The organism is Desulfovibrio sp. Huiquan2017 (assembly GCF_017351175.1).
Classification (GTDB): domain Bacteria; phylum Desulfobacterota; class Desulfovibrionia; order Desulfovibrionales; family Desulfovibrionaceae; genus Pseudodesulfovibrio.
This window is the reverse complement of record NZ_JAFMPN010000001.1, coordinates 266576-280897: the sequence shown is the minus strand read 5'-3', so window position 1 is coordinate 280897 and position 14322 is coordinate 266576. Positions and strand designations below refer to the sequence as shown.

The 14322-nt window shown below is 62.5% G+C and carries 13 protein-coding genes; 11 read left to right on the top strand and 2 right to left on the bottom strand.

Going from position 1 to position 14322, the window contains the following annotated elements:
• Positions 1-77 precede the first annotated feature (77 nt).
• Together J0909_RS01440 and J0909_RS01435 are read left to right on the top strand one after the other, a co-directional pair.
• Entirely contained in the window at positions 78-1922 is a 1845-nt protein-coding gene (locus tag J0909_RS01440; protein WP_207259833.1) for a UbiD family decarboxylase, read from the top strand.
• Between the two features lie 11 nt (positions 1923-1933).
• Positions 1934-2443 carry a hypothetical protein gene (locus J0909_RS01435; RefSeq protein WP_207259832.1) on the top strand — a complete coding sequence of 170 codons (510 nt, stop codon included), beginning with the start codon at positions 1934-1936 and terminating at the stop codon, positions 2441-2443.
• A gap of 70 nt (positions 2444-2513) precedes the next feature.
• Here the strand turns inward: J0909_RS01435 and J0909_RS01430 are convergent, their stop codons facing one another.
• The gene (locus tag J0909_RS01430) at positions 2514-2915 is read right to left on the bottom strand and encodes an Hpt domain-containing protein (protein ID WP_286181660.1); all 402 of its coding nucleotides are present in this window, start codon (positions 2913-2915) and stop codon (positions 2514-2516) included.
• A complete protein-coding gene (locus tag J0909_RS01425; RefSeq protein ID WP_207259831.1) occupies positions 2912-3856 on the bottom strand; it encodes a chemotaxis protein in 945 nt (314 codons plus the stop codon). The genes J0909_RS01430 and J0909_RS01425 overlap by 4 nt, the downstream gene beginning before the upstream one ends.
• Positions 3857-4073: 217 nt before the next feature.
• Between J0909_RS01425 and J0909_RS01420 the strand changes: the two genes are divergently transcribed.
• From J0909_RS01420 to J0909_RS01380, 9 genes are all read left to right on the top strand, one after another.
• Complete coding sequence (locus tag J0909_RS01420; RefSeq protein ID WP_207259830.1) at positions 4074-7031, top strand: NAD-glutamate dehydrogenase domain-containing protein; 2958 nt, start codon at positions 4074-4076, stop codon at positions 7029-7031.
• 118 nt (positions 7032-7149) lie between these two features.
• The gene (locus J0909_RS01415) at positions 7150-7506 is read left to right on the top strand and encodes an ArsR/SmtB family transcription factor (protein WP_207259829.1); all 357 of its coding nucleotides are present in this window, start codon (positions 7150-7152) and stop codon (positions 7504-7506) included.
• 78 nt (positions 7507-7584) lie between these two features.
• Positions 7585-8667, top strand: coding sequence for an SO_0444 family Cu/Zn efflux transporter (locus J0909_RS01410; RefSeq protein ID WP_207259828.1), 1083 nt, complete (start codon positions 7585-7587; stop codon positions 8665-8667).
• Positions 8668-8781: 114 nt separating this feature from the next.
• Entirely contained in the window at positions 8782-9708 is a 927-nt protein-coding gene (locus J0909_RS01405) for an ABC transporter substrate-binding protein (RefSeq protein WP_207259824.1), read from the top strand.
• A 3-nt stretch (positions 9709-9711) separates the two neighbouring features.
• The gene (locus J0909_RS01400) at positions 9712-10446 is read left to right on the top strand and encodes an ABC transporter ATP-binding protein (protein WP_207259818.1); all 735 of its coding nucleotides are present in this window, start codon (positions 9712-9714) and stop codon (positions 10444-10446) included.
• Positions 10440-11204 carry an ABC transporter permease gene (locus J0909_RS01395; protein WP_353616720.1) on the top strand — a complete coding sequence of 255 codons (765 nt, stop codon included), beginning with the start codon at positions 10440-10442 and terminating at the stop codon, positions 11202-11204. Before J0909_RS01400 ends, J0909_RS01395 begins: the two co-directional genes overlap by 7 nt.
• A gap of 52 nt (positions 11205-11256) precedes the next feature.
• Positions 11257-12189, top strand: coding sequence for a PhoH family protein (locus tag J0909_RS01390; RefSeq protein WP_207259816.1), 933 nt, complete (start codon positions 11257-11259; stop codon positions 12187-12189).
• Positions 12186-12695: an rRNA maturation RNase YbeY gene (gene ybeY, locus J0909_RS01385; protein ID WP_207259814.1), complete on the top strand. Its 510-nt coding sequence runs from the start codon at positions 12186-12188 to the stop codon at positions 12693-12695. Before J0909_RS01390 ends, ybeY begins: the two co-directional genes overlap by 4 nt.
• A 2-nt stretch (positions 12696-12697) precedes the next feature.
• On the top strand, positions 12698-14272 hold the full coding sequence (locus tag J0909_RS01380; RefSeq protein ID WP_207259810.1) for an AlbA family DNA-binding domain-containing protein: 1575 nt from the start codon (positions 12698-12700) through the stop codon (positions 14270-14272).
• Positions 14273-14322 lie beyond the last annotated feature (50 nt).

Below are 14322 nucleotides of genomic sequence, written 5' to 3'. Positions count from 1 at the left end.
CGAATTGATTCTTCGCTTAACTTTTCCGCTGTTTCCGTCTAGATTGTCACGCTACAAGTCAACAAACGGGAACCGCAATGGGATACAGGAATACGCGTGAATGCCTTGAGGCCCTTGAGGCCGCGGGGGAACTCGTTCGCATCGACAAATGCGTGGATGCGGATTTGGAGATCGGCGCCATCCAGCGCCGGGTGTTCCGGGCCAAGGGCCCGGCTTTGCTTTTCGGCAACGTCCGGGGATGCCGTTTCCCTATGGCCGCAAATCTTTACGGCACCCGCGAGCGCATGCGCTTTCTTTTTCGCGACACCGTGGACACGGTGGAGCGGTTGATGAAGCTCAAACTGGATCCCATGGAGTTGCTGCGTCATCCGTGGCAATACCTGGGCGCGCCCCGGACCGCTTGGCACACCTTGCCCAAGACGGTCGCCGACGGGCCGGTCATGGCCAATGAGACGGCCGTTTCCAGCCTGCCGGGGCTCAAGTCCTGGCCCATGGACGGCGGCGCCTACGTGACGTTGCCCCAAGTCTATACCGAGGATCCGTCCCGGCCCGGGTATGCCGGGTCCAACCTGGGCATGTACCGCGTCCAATTGTCTGGCAACGACTATGTGCCGGACCGGGAGGTGGGGCTGCATTACCAGATCCATCGGGGCATCGGCCACCACCACGCCGAAGCCCTCCGCCGGGGGGAGCCGCTCAAGGTCAACATCGCGGTGGGCGGTGCGCCTGCCATGACCGTGGCGGCCATGATGCCTTTGCCCGAAGGGCTGGCCGAACTTTTTTTTGCGGGCGCGCTGGGCGGGCATCGCATCCCCATGGTCCGGCGGCCCGGAGGGTTGCCTATTCCGGCCGAGGCGGATTTCTGCATCTGCGGAACCGTCGTGAAGGGCGGCGAGAAGCCCGAGGGGCCCTTTGGCGACCATCTGGGGTATTACAGCCTGGTCCATGATTTCCCGGTTCTGCGTGTGGACAAGGTCTATCACCGCGACGACGCGGTCTGGCCCTTCACGACCGTGGGACGCCCCCCCCAGGAAGATACCCTGTTCGGCCAGTTCGTCCATGAACTGACCGCCGAGTTGGTCCCGTCGGTCTTCGCGGGGGTGCATGAAGTCCATGCCGTGGACGCGGCCGGAGTGCACCCGCTGCTCCTGGCCGTGGGCAGCGAGCGATATGTGCCCTACGCGGCCGAGCGTCAGCCCCAGGAGCTTCTAACCAACGCCATGGCTCTGCTCGGCAACACTCAGACCGCATTGTCCAAATACGTGCTCATTGCGGCTCGCGAGGACCTGCCCGCCGGGACCGGCTGCCACGACGTGCCCGCCTTTTTCCGCCATTTGCTGGAACGGGTGGATCTGACCCGCGATTTGCATTTCATTACCCGGACAACCATCGACACCCTGGATTATTCGGGCATCAGTCTGAACCAGGGCTCCAAGCTCATTCTCGCCGTGGCCGGGGGGCGCAAGCGTGAACTGGGGACCGAACTTCCGTCCGGGCTCGACCTGCCGCGCGGTTTCCGCGATCCGAGAGTCTTCGCGCCGGGCATTCTGATCGTCAAGGGCCCCCGGCATCGCCGCAAGCGGGATCAGCAGGACCCGGCTTTGGAGCGGCTGGGAGAGACGCTGGGCAGGGTCCCGGGCATCGAAGGGTTCCCGCTCATCGTGGTGGCCGATGACGCCCGCTTCACGGCGGACGGATGGGACAATTTCCTGTGGGTGACCTTCACCCGGTCCGATCCGGCCACGGACATTTATGGCGCGGGGGCCTTCACCCACGCCAAGCACTGGGGCGCGGACAAGGCCCTGGTGCTGGACGCAAGACTGAAAACCTACCATGCGCCGCCCCTTGAGGAGGATCCCGAGGTGGAGAAGCGCGTGGACGAATTGGGAGCCAAGGGCGGCCCCCTGCACGGCATCATCTAATGGAGAAGCACATGGACCGGAACGTCGCCGAAGAATTGAAACTCGCCTTTGCCCTCGATCTCTACGAAACCGTCAAGGCTGCCCGGAAGAACCGGGATGAGCACGTCTTTCGGCACACCATGACCGAAGAGGGCGGACAGATGGTCTTTGTGGGCATGTATCCCAAGAAGGATCTCCTCGAATTCCCGAACATGAGCGAAGCATTCGCGTCCAAGCTTCAGACCTTCAACCTTCTCGGCGTGGTCACGGACGGCCAGTCCGGCCTGGACATGTTCCACCTGGGCGGCCTGAACAAGCCGTTTACGGCCTTGAATAGCGGCCGGGAGCTGGCCAAGTGCTTCGAGGAGGAGCCGGTCTTCGCCTTCCTTGAGTTGTACTTCAAGGTCAAGGGCGTGATGATGGATTTCCGGATCATGACGTATGACGAATTCGTCAAGGCCGTGGAGGGCGAGGTCTTCAAAAATACATCCTTCGCCCGCATGAGCGAGGCCCAGGAACTCCTGGCGACCCTGGAAAACTAGTTTTCATCCAAAAAGAAGCGGCCGCGTCCCTTGGGGCACGGCCGCTTCTTTTTGGTGCTGTCGAATATTCCTATTCCTCTTCCAGGGTCTTCTGGACGGCCATGGCAAGCATGTGCTTGTGTAGCCGGGTGGAGATGCTTTCGCTGTTCTCGATATTTTCGATGAGTTCGCGCAGCTTGTCCACGGATTCGAGGCAGGCCGTGACGATTATCTCCGAGGGGACGATCTGTTTTTTGCGGATCATCTCCAAGACGTTTTCAAGCTTGTGGGCAAGGTCCTCGATGTTGGTCAGCTTGAGCAGGTTGGAGCCCGCTTTGACCGAATGGGCATCGCGAAAGATGGAGTTGATGGTCTCAGGGCCGCATTCTCCGCCGCAATTCTCCAAATGGAGTAGGCCCGACTCGATGGAATCGAGTCGTTCGGCCGTCTCCTCAAGAAAGATTTCAAGGACTGGATCTCCCTTCTGTATCAATCCGTGCCACCTTCAATGAGTTCGAGCGCCACCTGGGGGATGGTGTGCAAGTCGGGTTTGGATATCTGCATGTCCGCGCCGACCGACTCGCCCTTGTGTCGCAGTTCGTTCGTAATGATGGAAGAATACAGTATGACCGGTAGTTTTCGCAAGACCGGATCCTCTTTGATGTTCTTGGTCAGGCTGAAGCCGTCCATGAGCGGCATTTCGATGTCGGAAATGACCAGGTCCACGTATTCGCTGATATCCTTGCCTTCGGCTTCGGCCTTGGCCTTGAGTTCCCGGATGGTATGCAGCGCCTCGCTGCCGTTGTTGGTGATGATCGGCTTGAAGTTGGCCTCGCTCAGATTGGCTTTGATCATGGCCCGAATGGTCGCCGAGTCGTCGGCCACCAGGACTTTGTATTCGTTGGCGGACACGGCCATTTTCACGCCGTCGTCGGGCTCGAACTGGGACAGGATGGTTTCCAGGTCCAGGAGCTGGACGAAGTAGTCGCCCTTGTCGATGAGGCCGATGATGGCGTCGGTGTTGGTCGAGATGATGCTCGACGGCGGGATGACCTTGCCCCAGCCCACGCGGTGGATCTCGGTTACGCCCGAGACCAGGAAGCCGGTTACGGATTTGCTGAACTCGGTGACGATGACGATGTCCCGTTCGGTCTTGGGCATGTTCAGTTCGAGCCAGACGGACAGATCGAGGACCGGGAGGATCAGGTCGCGCAGGGGAATGGTGCCCATGAAGGATGGATGGGGAGCGGATTCAGGCGGCTCGAGATTGGGCGTCTCGATGACCTGCATGACCTTGGCGACGTTGATGCCGAAGAAATTGGGCACGGGTTCCTGGCCCTCTTCGCGGATCTCGTTGATGTAGAACTCAAGTATTTCGAGCTCGTTGGTTCCCGTCTCCAGGAGGATGCCGGTATCTATGGCGCTTTTACTCATTTGTCTGCTCCCTTATCGGATTCTCTTTCCAGAGTGGTCATGCCCATAGTCTTTACGCTGTCACACCTTTTATGTCCACGCCATTAGATTGAGAACTAAGACATTTATAACGTGTTTAGGAGATTGCTCCGGTCGCCTCGCGGGCTTGACGCGGTGGCCGCGTCCATGCACAAAAGAGAAACGCGAAAAAGTTACCTGAACCAAAGGGAGATGCACGATGGACGGCAAACCGCCTGTTGACCCGGAGAAGATTCGGAAAAGGCTTCTGGAAACTCTGGAAGGCTCGGCTGCCACCCTGGTTCCGTGGTTCTACGCCGAAATGCCGGAGTATTATTTCCAGACCCACGGCGAGGACGAACAGGTCAGGCACCTCATGGCCTTGATTTCCGGGATGGTCCGCGAGGAGAAACAGGCCATCGCCCTGCACAGCCCGTGCGGCTCCCGGGTAACACACATCTCGCCGAGCGGAGACACGGACACTCTGGGCTGGGTCCTCAAGCAGTACCGCGACAAGGACATCCAGCATGCGCGCATCTATTCCAGCCGCGACGATACCATCCGGCTGGACACCTTCGTCCTCGGCCCCCAGCCCGCCTGTGCGGCGGACGATGTGGGCGTGAAGGAAGTTCTGGAAAAGGCCCGGGCCGGGCGGATGGATCTCGCTCCCGGCGATCTGAACGGGTTCGAGCGGTTCCTCGGCTGGGTCAGCGAGGACTACATGGAGAAGTTCGAGCCGGGCCGTGCCGTGCGTCATTTCAAGACCTGCGGTTGCGTGGAGAACGAGGAGCGCGTCCAGGTGCAGCTCGAAAAGGAGGTCCATCCCGGCTTCGACCGTATCGGCGTGGCCATGGTCCAGCCGCCCAAAAAGGGGTTGCTGCACACGGTGGTCAACGTCATCGCCCGGGAGGGCATTCCCGTGGACCGGGCCTATGCCGACGAGTTTGAGCGTCCGGGGTTGCCCGCTATCTCGATCATGAGCTTCTATCTCGACCGGCGGCGCGTGGACCTGGAGGAGGGGAGCGCGCGCTGGCTCCGGCTCAAGCGTCAGCTTGAGATGTGCAAGTGGTTCGCGCCCCACGGCCTGGAGGCTTTGGCCTACGAGGACGGATGGGAGCTGGCTCAGGTCATGCTCATGCAGGCTGCGGGTGAATTCGCCCACCAATTCCTCATCCGGCGGAATCTGCACGCCTACACCTCGTCGCGCATCGTCTATGCCCTGCTCAAGCACCGGGACGCGACCCGGCTGCTCATGGATTACTTCCGGGTTCGTTTCGACCCGGCCTTCGAAGGCGACCGCGCCAATGCCGTGCGCGATCAGCGCAACCGCGTGCGCGCGGCTATCCGCAACGTGGATAACGCCATCCATCGTGACATCCTGACCTATGTCTACAAATTCTTCCGCTATACCCTGCGGACCAATTACTATCTGGAACACAAGTTCGGCCTGAGCTTCAGGCTCGATCCGCTCATCCTGGCCCCGTTGCCCCGCAAGGAGCGTCCTTTCGGGGTCTATTGTTTTCACGGTCCGTATAGTTGGGCCTTCCACGTGCGCTATCGCGACATGGCCCGGGGTGGAGTGCGCGTGGTCCGTACCTGGAGCCAGGAGCATTTCGAGGTGGAGTCCAACCGGCTTCTGGACGAGGTCACCAAGTTGGCCCGCGCCCAGCAGTTCAAGAACAAGGATATCCCCGAAGGCGGGTCCAAGGCGGTTATCCTCCTCGGCCCGGAAGGGGACATCGACCTGGCGGTCAAGTCCATGGTGGATTCCTTTCTGGATCTGCTTGTCGTCCCGGAGGGGGCCGACGGCTTCGTCCAGCCCGGCATCGTGGACTACCTGGGCCGCGAGGAGATCATATTCCTCGGCCCGGACGAGAACATTACCCCATCCCATATTCAATGGATGGCCGACCGGGCGGCCGCGCGCGGCTACAAATGGCCCAGCGCCTTCATGAGCTCCAAGCCCGGCGCGGGCATCGCCCACAAGCAATACGGCGTAACCTCGGAGGGGGTCATCGTCTTTGCCGAGGAACTGTTGCGCACGCTCGGCATCGACCCGAAGAGCGATCCGTTCACGGTCAAGCTGACCGGCGGTCCGGCCGGGGACGTTGCCTCCAACGTCATGCGCATTCTCATGCGTGAATATGGCGACAACGCGAGAATCGTGGCCATGACCGACGGACACGGCGCGGTCTTCGATCCGGACGGGATGGACCACGCCGAATTGCTCCGGCTCATGGACGGCAATCTGAAGGCCGCCGACTTCAGCCGGGATGCGCTCCGGGGCGAGGGGGCCTTCGTGGTTTCCACGGGCGAACCGGAAGGCGCGCGCATTCGCAACACCCTGCACAATATTGCCGTGGCCGACATCTTCATCCCCTCGGGCGGCAGGCCGGACACGGTCAACATGTCCAACTGGAAGGAATTCCTGCTAGAGGACGGCACGCCCTCGGCACGGGGCATAGTCGAGGGGGCGAACATCTTCATCTCGGCCGACGCCCGCGCCCAGCTCGAAAGGGCGGGAGTCCTGGTGGTGCCCGGCCCGTCGGCCAACAAGACCGGGGTCATCTGTTCGTCCTATGAAATCCTGGCGGGGCTCATCCTCGACGAAAAGGAATTTCTGGACATCAAGGACGAGTACGTCCGGCAACTCCTGGATATCCTCAGGTTGCGGGCGCGCTCCGAGGCGCGCGTGCTCATGCGCGAATACAAGCTGGCCGGGGGCGGGCGGACCATCACCGAGCTGTCCTACGCCCTGTCCGCGTCCATCAACGCGCTGGCCGACCAGGTGGACGGAGTGCTCATGGAGTCCGTGGAGCGGGTGGCCGACGATCCGGGCCTGGTCGAGGTCCTGCTGTCCTATTGCCCGGCCGTGCTGGCCGAAAAATACCGCGAGCGGGTGGTCGGCGACCTGCCGCGCGCACATCAACTGGCCCTGCTGGCCTCGTTCATCTCGGCCAAGATGCTCTATCAGGAGGGCATGGATTGGGCCGATCGGCTGGTCCGCCTGCGCAACGTGCGCGAGGTGGTCTTCGGTTATCTCGAACAGGAAAAGGTGGTGGCCGGGCTCATGGCCGAGGTTCGCGGAGCGGGGTTGCTGCATGCCGAACTTATCGACCGCATTTTGGACTTCTCGGGCCGCAAGTTGCTGACCCTGGATCGCCTCGGGCTGGGATAGGGCGACAGACGAAAAAACCGCCGGCGCCTCTCGGCAATCGAGGGGCGCCAGGCTTGACAAGCGGGGTGTATGACCGTATTATTATAACAAATGAGTGATTATTCATGTGAGGAAAGAAATGTCGAATATTGCTTGCAGTGATACCGAGCAGCACGTCAAGAACGTGGCGGCTGCGCGAAAGGCCATGCTCTCCGAGCGGGAGTTCCTGTTCCTGGCGGAACTTTTTAAGGCCCTGGGGGACTATACCCGGGTGCGCATCCTGTTCGCCCTGTCCATTGGCGAACTCTGCGTGTGCGCACTGGCCGAGGTCCTGGATATGTCCCAGTCGGCCATCTCCCATCAGCTCCGGCTGTTGCGCGCCGCCAAGCTGGTGCGCTACCGGAAGGAAGGCAAGAACGTCTTTTACTCCCTGGACGACGACCATGTGCGCAACCTGGTCTCACAGGGGCTGGATCACATCAAGGAAGAGGCGTAGTCCGTCTCCTCCTTTTTTTTGCCCGGTGTTATGAATACGTACTCACTTGTGAATAAAATGTAGTTGTAGGTTTGTTGTATGGCCGATCTTTTTGTCAATGTCCTGTTGGAGTCCTGGAACGTGCTGGTGGAGGCCGCTCCCTACGTCCTTTTCGGTTTTTTCGTGGCCGGTCTGCTCAAGGGGTTCGTGCCCGATTCATTCATGGCCCGTCATCTGGGCGGCAAGTCTCTGGGCGCGGTGCTCAAGGCGGCCGTCATCGGCGTGCCGCTACCCCTTTGTTCCTGCGGCGTGCTGCCCGCGGCCCTGGGGCTGCGTCGGCAGGGGGCCAGCAAGGGAGCGACTACGGCCTTCATGATCTCCACGCCCGAGACCGGGGTGGACTCCATGGCCGTGACCTACGCCCTCATCGACCCGCTTATGACCGTGATCCGGCCCGTGGCCGCGTCCCTGACCGCCGTGTTCGCCGGGGTGCTGATCAATGCCTTCCCCGATGAGAAAGCCGACCCCCTGCCTTTGGCCGGACTGGCCGACGGTTCGACCGGCTGCTCGGGTTGCGGTTGCGGGGGCGCGTGCTCTGCGGCGCCGCCGTCCACCATTGAAGGACGTTTTTTCGCGGGCATGCGCTACGCCTTTGGCGAGATGATCGAGGATATCGGCCGCTGGCTTCTGGTGGGCGTGGTCATCGCCGGGATCATCGCGGCGGCCATTCCGGCTGACGCTCTGGACCGCTGGGTGGGCACGGGGCTGCTCTCCTACCTGGCCATGCTGGTGGTGGCCCTGCCGCTCTATGTCTGCGCCACGGCCTCCACACCCATTGCGGCCTCGCTTCTGCTCAAGGGACTTTCCCCCGGCGCGGCCCTGGTCTTCCTCCTGGCCGGGCCTGCCACCAACGGGGCGACCATCACGGTCATGCTCAAGACCCTGGGCAAGCGCGCCGCGGGGCTCTACGTGGCCTCCATCATGATTTGTTCCCTGGCCCTGGCCTGGGGCACCGATCATCTCTACGCCGCGTTGGGCCTGGATATCCGGGCCACGGTCTCGGAAGTGGGCGAGTTGCTGCCCCATTGGGTGGGCGTGCCTTGCGCCGTGATCCTGCTGGCGCTGGTGGCCAAGAGTTTCGCCGGGCTGTTCGTTCGGGGAGAATCGGACTGCCGAAGCTGACTCCGGGTTTCGGCCGGAGGCGTTTCCTTTGACGCGGCCTTCCCGGGCGGTCGCGCCTTTCCTTTCCCTGCGCATCATGCTAAAAGCCCGCCAGCAAATCCAAGGGGAATCAGTATGAAGAAAATACTGCTTGCGTTGGCCATGACCCTGGCTCTGGCCACCACCGCCCGCGCGGAGAATATCGGCATGCGCTTCGGCGTGCTGCCGGTCATCGACACCCTGCCGCTGCAAGTCGCCGACAGGGAAGGGCTGTTCGCCAAGCACGGCCTGGACGTGACCCTGGTCCGGTTTATGTCCGCCCTGGAGCGAGATACGGCCATGCAGACCGGCCAGATCGACGCCTATTTCGGCGACCTTATCGCTACCTACCTGCTCCTGGATCGCGGCGTGCCTATGCACATCGCCCTGACTTCCTGGCGGACCACGCCGGGCTATCCCATGTTCGGCATCGCCCTGTCACCCGCAGGCCGCGACAGGACGCTGGCCGACATGCGGGGGCGTTCCCTGGCCCTGTCCAGATCCACGATCATGGAATTTCTCTGCGACAAGCTGGAGAATCATCTCGGCGTGGGGCATGGCTATTTTTCGCAGTTGGAAGTCAAAAAACTGCCCATCCGGCTGCAAATGCTCCTGACCGACCAGGTGGACGCGGCGCTCTTGCCCGAACCGCTTTTGTCCCTGGCCCGGCTCAAGGGCGGCAACGTCCTGGCCACGGCCGAGGATTTGAACCTGCCCGTGACCGTACTTTGCCTGCACAAGCGCTATTTCGAAAACAACGGCGCGGCCTACGGCAAGTTCCTGGCCGCCTATGCCGATGCGCTCCGGCTTTTGGCCGAAAGTCCGGAGAAGTATCGGGCGCTCATGGCCGAGACTTGCCGTATCCCCAAGCCGTTGGTCCCCCAGTTCCCGATTTATCCCTACCCGGCGCCCGCGCTGCCTGCTTCGGCCGAACTGGCCGAGGTCCAGGACTGGATGGTCGCCAAAGGGCTGCTCAAGAAGCCTGTGCCCGACTCCGTGGCCCTGCCGCCCGCACATGACTAGCCCATGCTGACCGCCGAGAACCTGGGTAAGTCCTATGACGGTCGGACCGTCATCACGGATGTTTCCTTCACCCTGGCCGAGGGGGAGACCCTGGCCGTGGTCGGCCCGTCCGGCTGCGGCAAGACGACCCTGCTCTACATGTTGAGCGGGCTGTCCGCGCCCGACACCGGCCGGGCGCTGTTGGACGGCAAGCCCATCACCGGCCCGGCGTCGGATATCTCCATAATTCTCCAGGACTACGGCCTGCTGCCCTGGCGCACGGTCATCGACAATGTGGCCCTTGGCCTCAAGATTCAGGGCATGGGCCGCCGCGAGCGTTTGCAACTGGCCCGGGCCCAATTGGCCGAGGTCGGCATCGACGGGCGGGACAACGACTATCCGGCCAACCTCTCGGGCGGGGAGCAGCAGCGCGTTGCCATTGCCCGGGCCTTCGTCACCCGGCCCCGCCTGACCCTGCTGGACGAACCATTTTCCTCTCTGGACGCCCTGACCCGCGAGCGGCTGCAATTGGCTCTGCTCGACGCCTGGCAGGTGCGCCGGGTGCCCTATGTGCTGGTTACCCATTCCCTGGAGGAAGCGGTCATGCTCGGCCAGCGGATCATGGTCATGTCCGCGCGTCCTGCCCGGCCCGTAGCCGTGTTCGACAATCCCGGCTTCGGTGATGCGCGCATCCGCGATACCGAGGGCTGCTTCGCGCTTCTTAAGGAGCTGCGCCACACCGTGGAGGCCCAGTGGTGAAGCTGTTCCATTCCGTTCTGCGTTACGGCCTGGTCATTCTGGTCATGGGCGTGCTCTGGAAGCTGGCCGCCATCTCCCTGGGCGGTGTTATCCTGCCGCATCCCGAAGACGCCCTGGCCGCTCTCTGCCAGGCCATGTCCACCCGGATATTCTGGGAGCATTTCGGCGTCAGCCTGTACCGTTCGGTCACGGCCATGGCCCTGGCCTGGATCATCGCCTTTCCTCTGGGGTTGATCATGGGCAGCGTGAAGCGGGTGGACAAGATTCTGTCCCCCTTCGTCTTTTTGACCTATCCGGTGCCCAAGATAGTGCTCCTGCCCATCTTCCTGCTTCTTCTCGGCCTGGGGGATACCTCGAAGATCGCCATGATCGCGCTTATTCTCGGCTACCAGATCCTGGTTACCACCCGCGACGGGGTGCGCTCCATCCATCCAAAATATTTCGATTCGGTCCGTTCCCTGGGGGGCACACCCCTGGACGTCCTGCGCGAGGTCCTGCTCCCGGCGGCCCTGCCGCATGGCTTCACGGCCCTGCGCCTGGGCACCGGCGTGTCCGTGGCCGTGCTTTTTTTCGTTGAATCCTTTGCCACTAGCCGGGGGCTGGGCTATATGATCATGGACGCCTGGGGGGCCATGGATTATCTAACCATGTTCTCCGGCATCCTCGGCATGTCCATCATGGGCGCGGCCCTGTACGAAATCGCCAATGTGCTGGAACGCAAGGCGTGCAGGTGGATGTTCCTGCGTGCCAAGGACTAATTTGGAGGGAATTGTTCTGCCCGTCACCAAACTTGAATTCGACGATGGCCATATGGCCAGTCAACTCTTCGGCCCACAAGGTCAACACCTGAAACTTCTGGGCGAACGCCTCGGAGTCCGCATAGAAAGCCGGGGCAGCACCCTGGTCATCCACTCCCCGGACGGGGAGGAGGAGAAGGGCGACCTGGCCGCCCAGGTCCTGACCCAGCTCTACGCCATGATTCGGCGCGGCAAGTCCGTGTATCCGCAGGACGTGGACTTCGCCTGCCGCATTCTCGAACGCCAGCCCTCGGCCGACGTCTGCGAGGTCTTCAAGGGGGACGTCTACGCCACCTCGGCGAAGCGGACGGTGTCACCCAAGACCTTGAATCAGCGGGAATATCTCGACGCCATCCGGGACTCGGACATGACCTTCGGCATCGGACCGGCGGGCACGGGCAAGACCTATCTGGCCGTGGCCATGGCCGTGGGCGCGCTCAGCCGGCGCGAGGTCAAGCGCATCGTCCTGACCCGTCCGGCCGTGGAGGCGGGCGAGAAGCTCGGCTTTCTGCCCGGCGATCTGGCCGAGAAGATCAACCCGTACCTGCGGCCCTTGTACGACGCCTTGCACGACATGCTCGATTTCGCCAAGGTCCAGGACTATCAGGAGGCCGGAGTCATCGAGGTGGCTCCTCTGGCCTTCATGCGCGGCCGCACCCTGAACGACGCCTTCATCATCCTTGATGAGGCCCAGAACACCACGCCCGAGCAGATGAAGATGTTCCTGACCCGGCTCGGCTTCGGCTCCAAGGCCGTGGTCACCGGCGACGTGACCCAGATTGATCTGCCCGTCCACTCCAAGTCCGGCCTGCTCCACGCACGGCGCATCCTGGATGGGGTCAAGGGCGTGAAATTCGTCAACTTCGACGAGCAGGACGTCATCCGCCATCCCCTGGTAGGGCGTATAGTCAAGGCCTACGAAGCCCACGAGGGCAACGGGGAATGAGTATGACCGGTCCGGTCGACATCCTTTTCGAAACCCGGCTTGACCCGAGGTTTCCCCTGGCTCGGCGCGAGCTGGCCGCATTGGCGGAAACCCTTCTGGGGGCCCTGGGCCTCACCGGGCGAACCTTTCTTCTCAAGCTGGTGGACGATCGCGAGATCGCCCGACTCAACTGTGAATTCCTGGGCTGTTCCGGTCCGACCAACATCCTGAGCTTTCCGGCCCGCGATGCCGACGAGGTCGATTCCGGCGAGGTCGATTCCGGCGATCAGGACGGGGTGGGCGGCGGGCCCGGCGATGAGGCCTTCCTGGGTGAACTGGCCTTGTCCGTGGACGGATTGGTCCGGGAGACCGACCTTTATGGCCAGGTTCCCCTGGAACACCTGGCCCGCCTGTTGGCGCACGGGTTGCTACACCTGGCCGGGTTCGACCATGGCGAGGTCATGTTCGACATGACCGACACGGCCGTGGATCAAGCCTTGCTCGAACACGGGGAGGGCGTGGCATAGCCATGCACGGCATCAAAGGCAAACAGCTTTACCGACTGGTTTTTTACGGGGTTATCTTCGCTGTGGCCGCCGTGGGCGCATTGGTCTACACGGGCGTGCGCGAGATCCGTCACGACGCAGCCGTGGTGGCGGTGGAAAATTCGGCCCGCGGCCTGTCCGGCGCGGTCACCGTGCTCCTCAATGCGGTGCGCAACTCCAATCAGGAGATGGGCCAGGGGCTGCTCAAGAGTCTCAAGCCAGCCGCCTTGCGCAAGGAATTCGGCGCGGTGCTCAAGGACCATCAGAATCTCGCGGCCGTCATGGTCAGCGACGGCCAGGGGTTGCGCTACCTGCTGACCCGGCGCTTCGGCGGCATGGTCGAGGCCGTGCCCGACGAGATGCATTCCGCCGTGGCCTGGACATTGTTCAAGGACGGCAAGGCGGACGACAAACCCTTTTCGGGCTGGGAGTTGGAGCTGCCCCAGGTGGACCATGTCCTGTCCGACGAGTTCAGCCATCTGGAGCCGGGCCAGGTCAACTGGCGCAGCGCGGGCCGTTTCCACCACGTCAACGTGGCCTGGATCACGGCTTCCTCCCTGGTGGATTCGGGATCGGGCGAGCGCCTCATGCTTTCCTTCGCCTTTCCGGCCGAAGCCATCCTGTCCCAGTTGAGCGAGGCCGAGCGGGGCGGAGCCGAACGGATTTTTCTGTATTGGGGCGATGGCCGGGCCATGCCCGTGAGCGGGCTCGGCGCGGACGTCGGCCCGGATCTGGCCGGGCAGTCCCTGACTCCGGACCAATTGCCCGATCCCGTGGTCCGGCAGGCCGTATCCGGTCTGGCCGCCCGTGACAAAGGAATGAACAAGGCCCCGGACAAACCGTTTTCCTTCGTCAACAACCACGAGATCTGGTGGACCTGGGCCATGCCCTTGTCCATCTTCGGAGACACCTTGTCCCTGGGCGTGGCCGTGCCGCGCAAGAACGTCCTGTCCACCCTGACCAGCGACTCCTTTCTCCAGGGCGGCGCCGTGGTCCTCATACTCATGGCCTTCGGCGTGCTCTTCATTCTGCACCGCAACCGGGGGCGCATCGAATCCCTGGGCATGCGTCGTGCGGCGGCCCTCACCGCCGGGGACGTGACCGATCTCATCCAGGCGGGGGAGGGCGGCAGACTCGAATTCAAGCAGACCCTGCGTTTCAACCTCAAGTCGGGCAAGAATGGCAAGGAGATCGAACACGCCTGTCTAAAGACCGTGTCCGCCTTCCTCAACACCGAGGGCGGTACCCTGCTCATCGGTGTGGCGGACGACGGCACCGTGACCGGTTTCGACGAGGACCGGTTCGACAGCGACGACAAGGCGCTCCTGCACTTCAACAACCTGGTGGATCGGCATATCGGGACCGAATTCTCGCGTTATATCGACAGCAAGGTCATTGAAGTGTGCGAGAAGCGGGTCCTGCGTGTGCACTGCGTCCCGGCCCCGGCTCCGGCCATTCTGGATGCGGCCAAGGGCGAGGAGTTCTTCGTGCGCAGCGGCCCGGCCAGCCGGTCCCTGACGCTCAAGCAGTTTCACGACTGGCTGAAGAAACATCAATAGCCGCGCGTCCGTGTCCCGCTTGGGTTTTCCCCATTTTCCCGGGGGCCAAA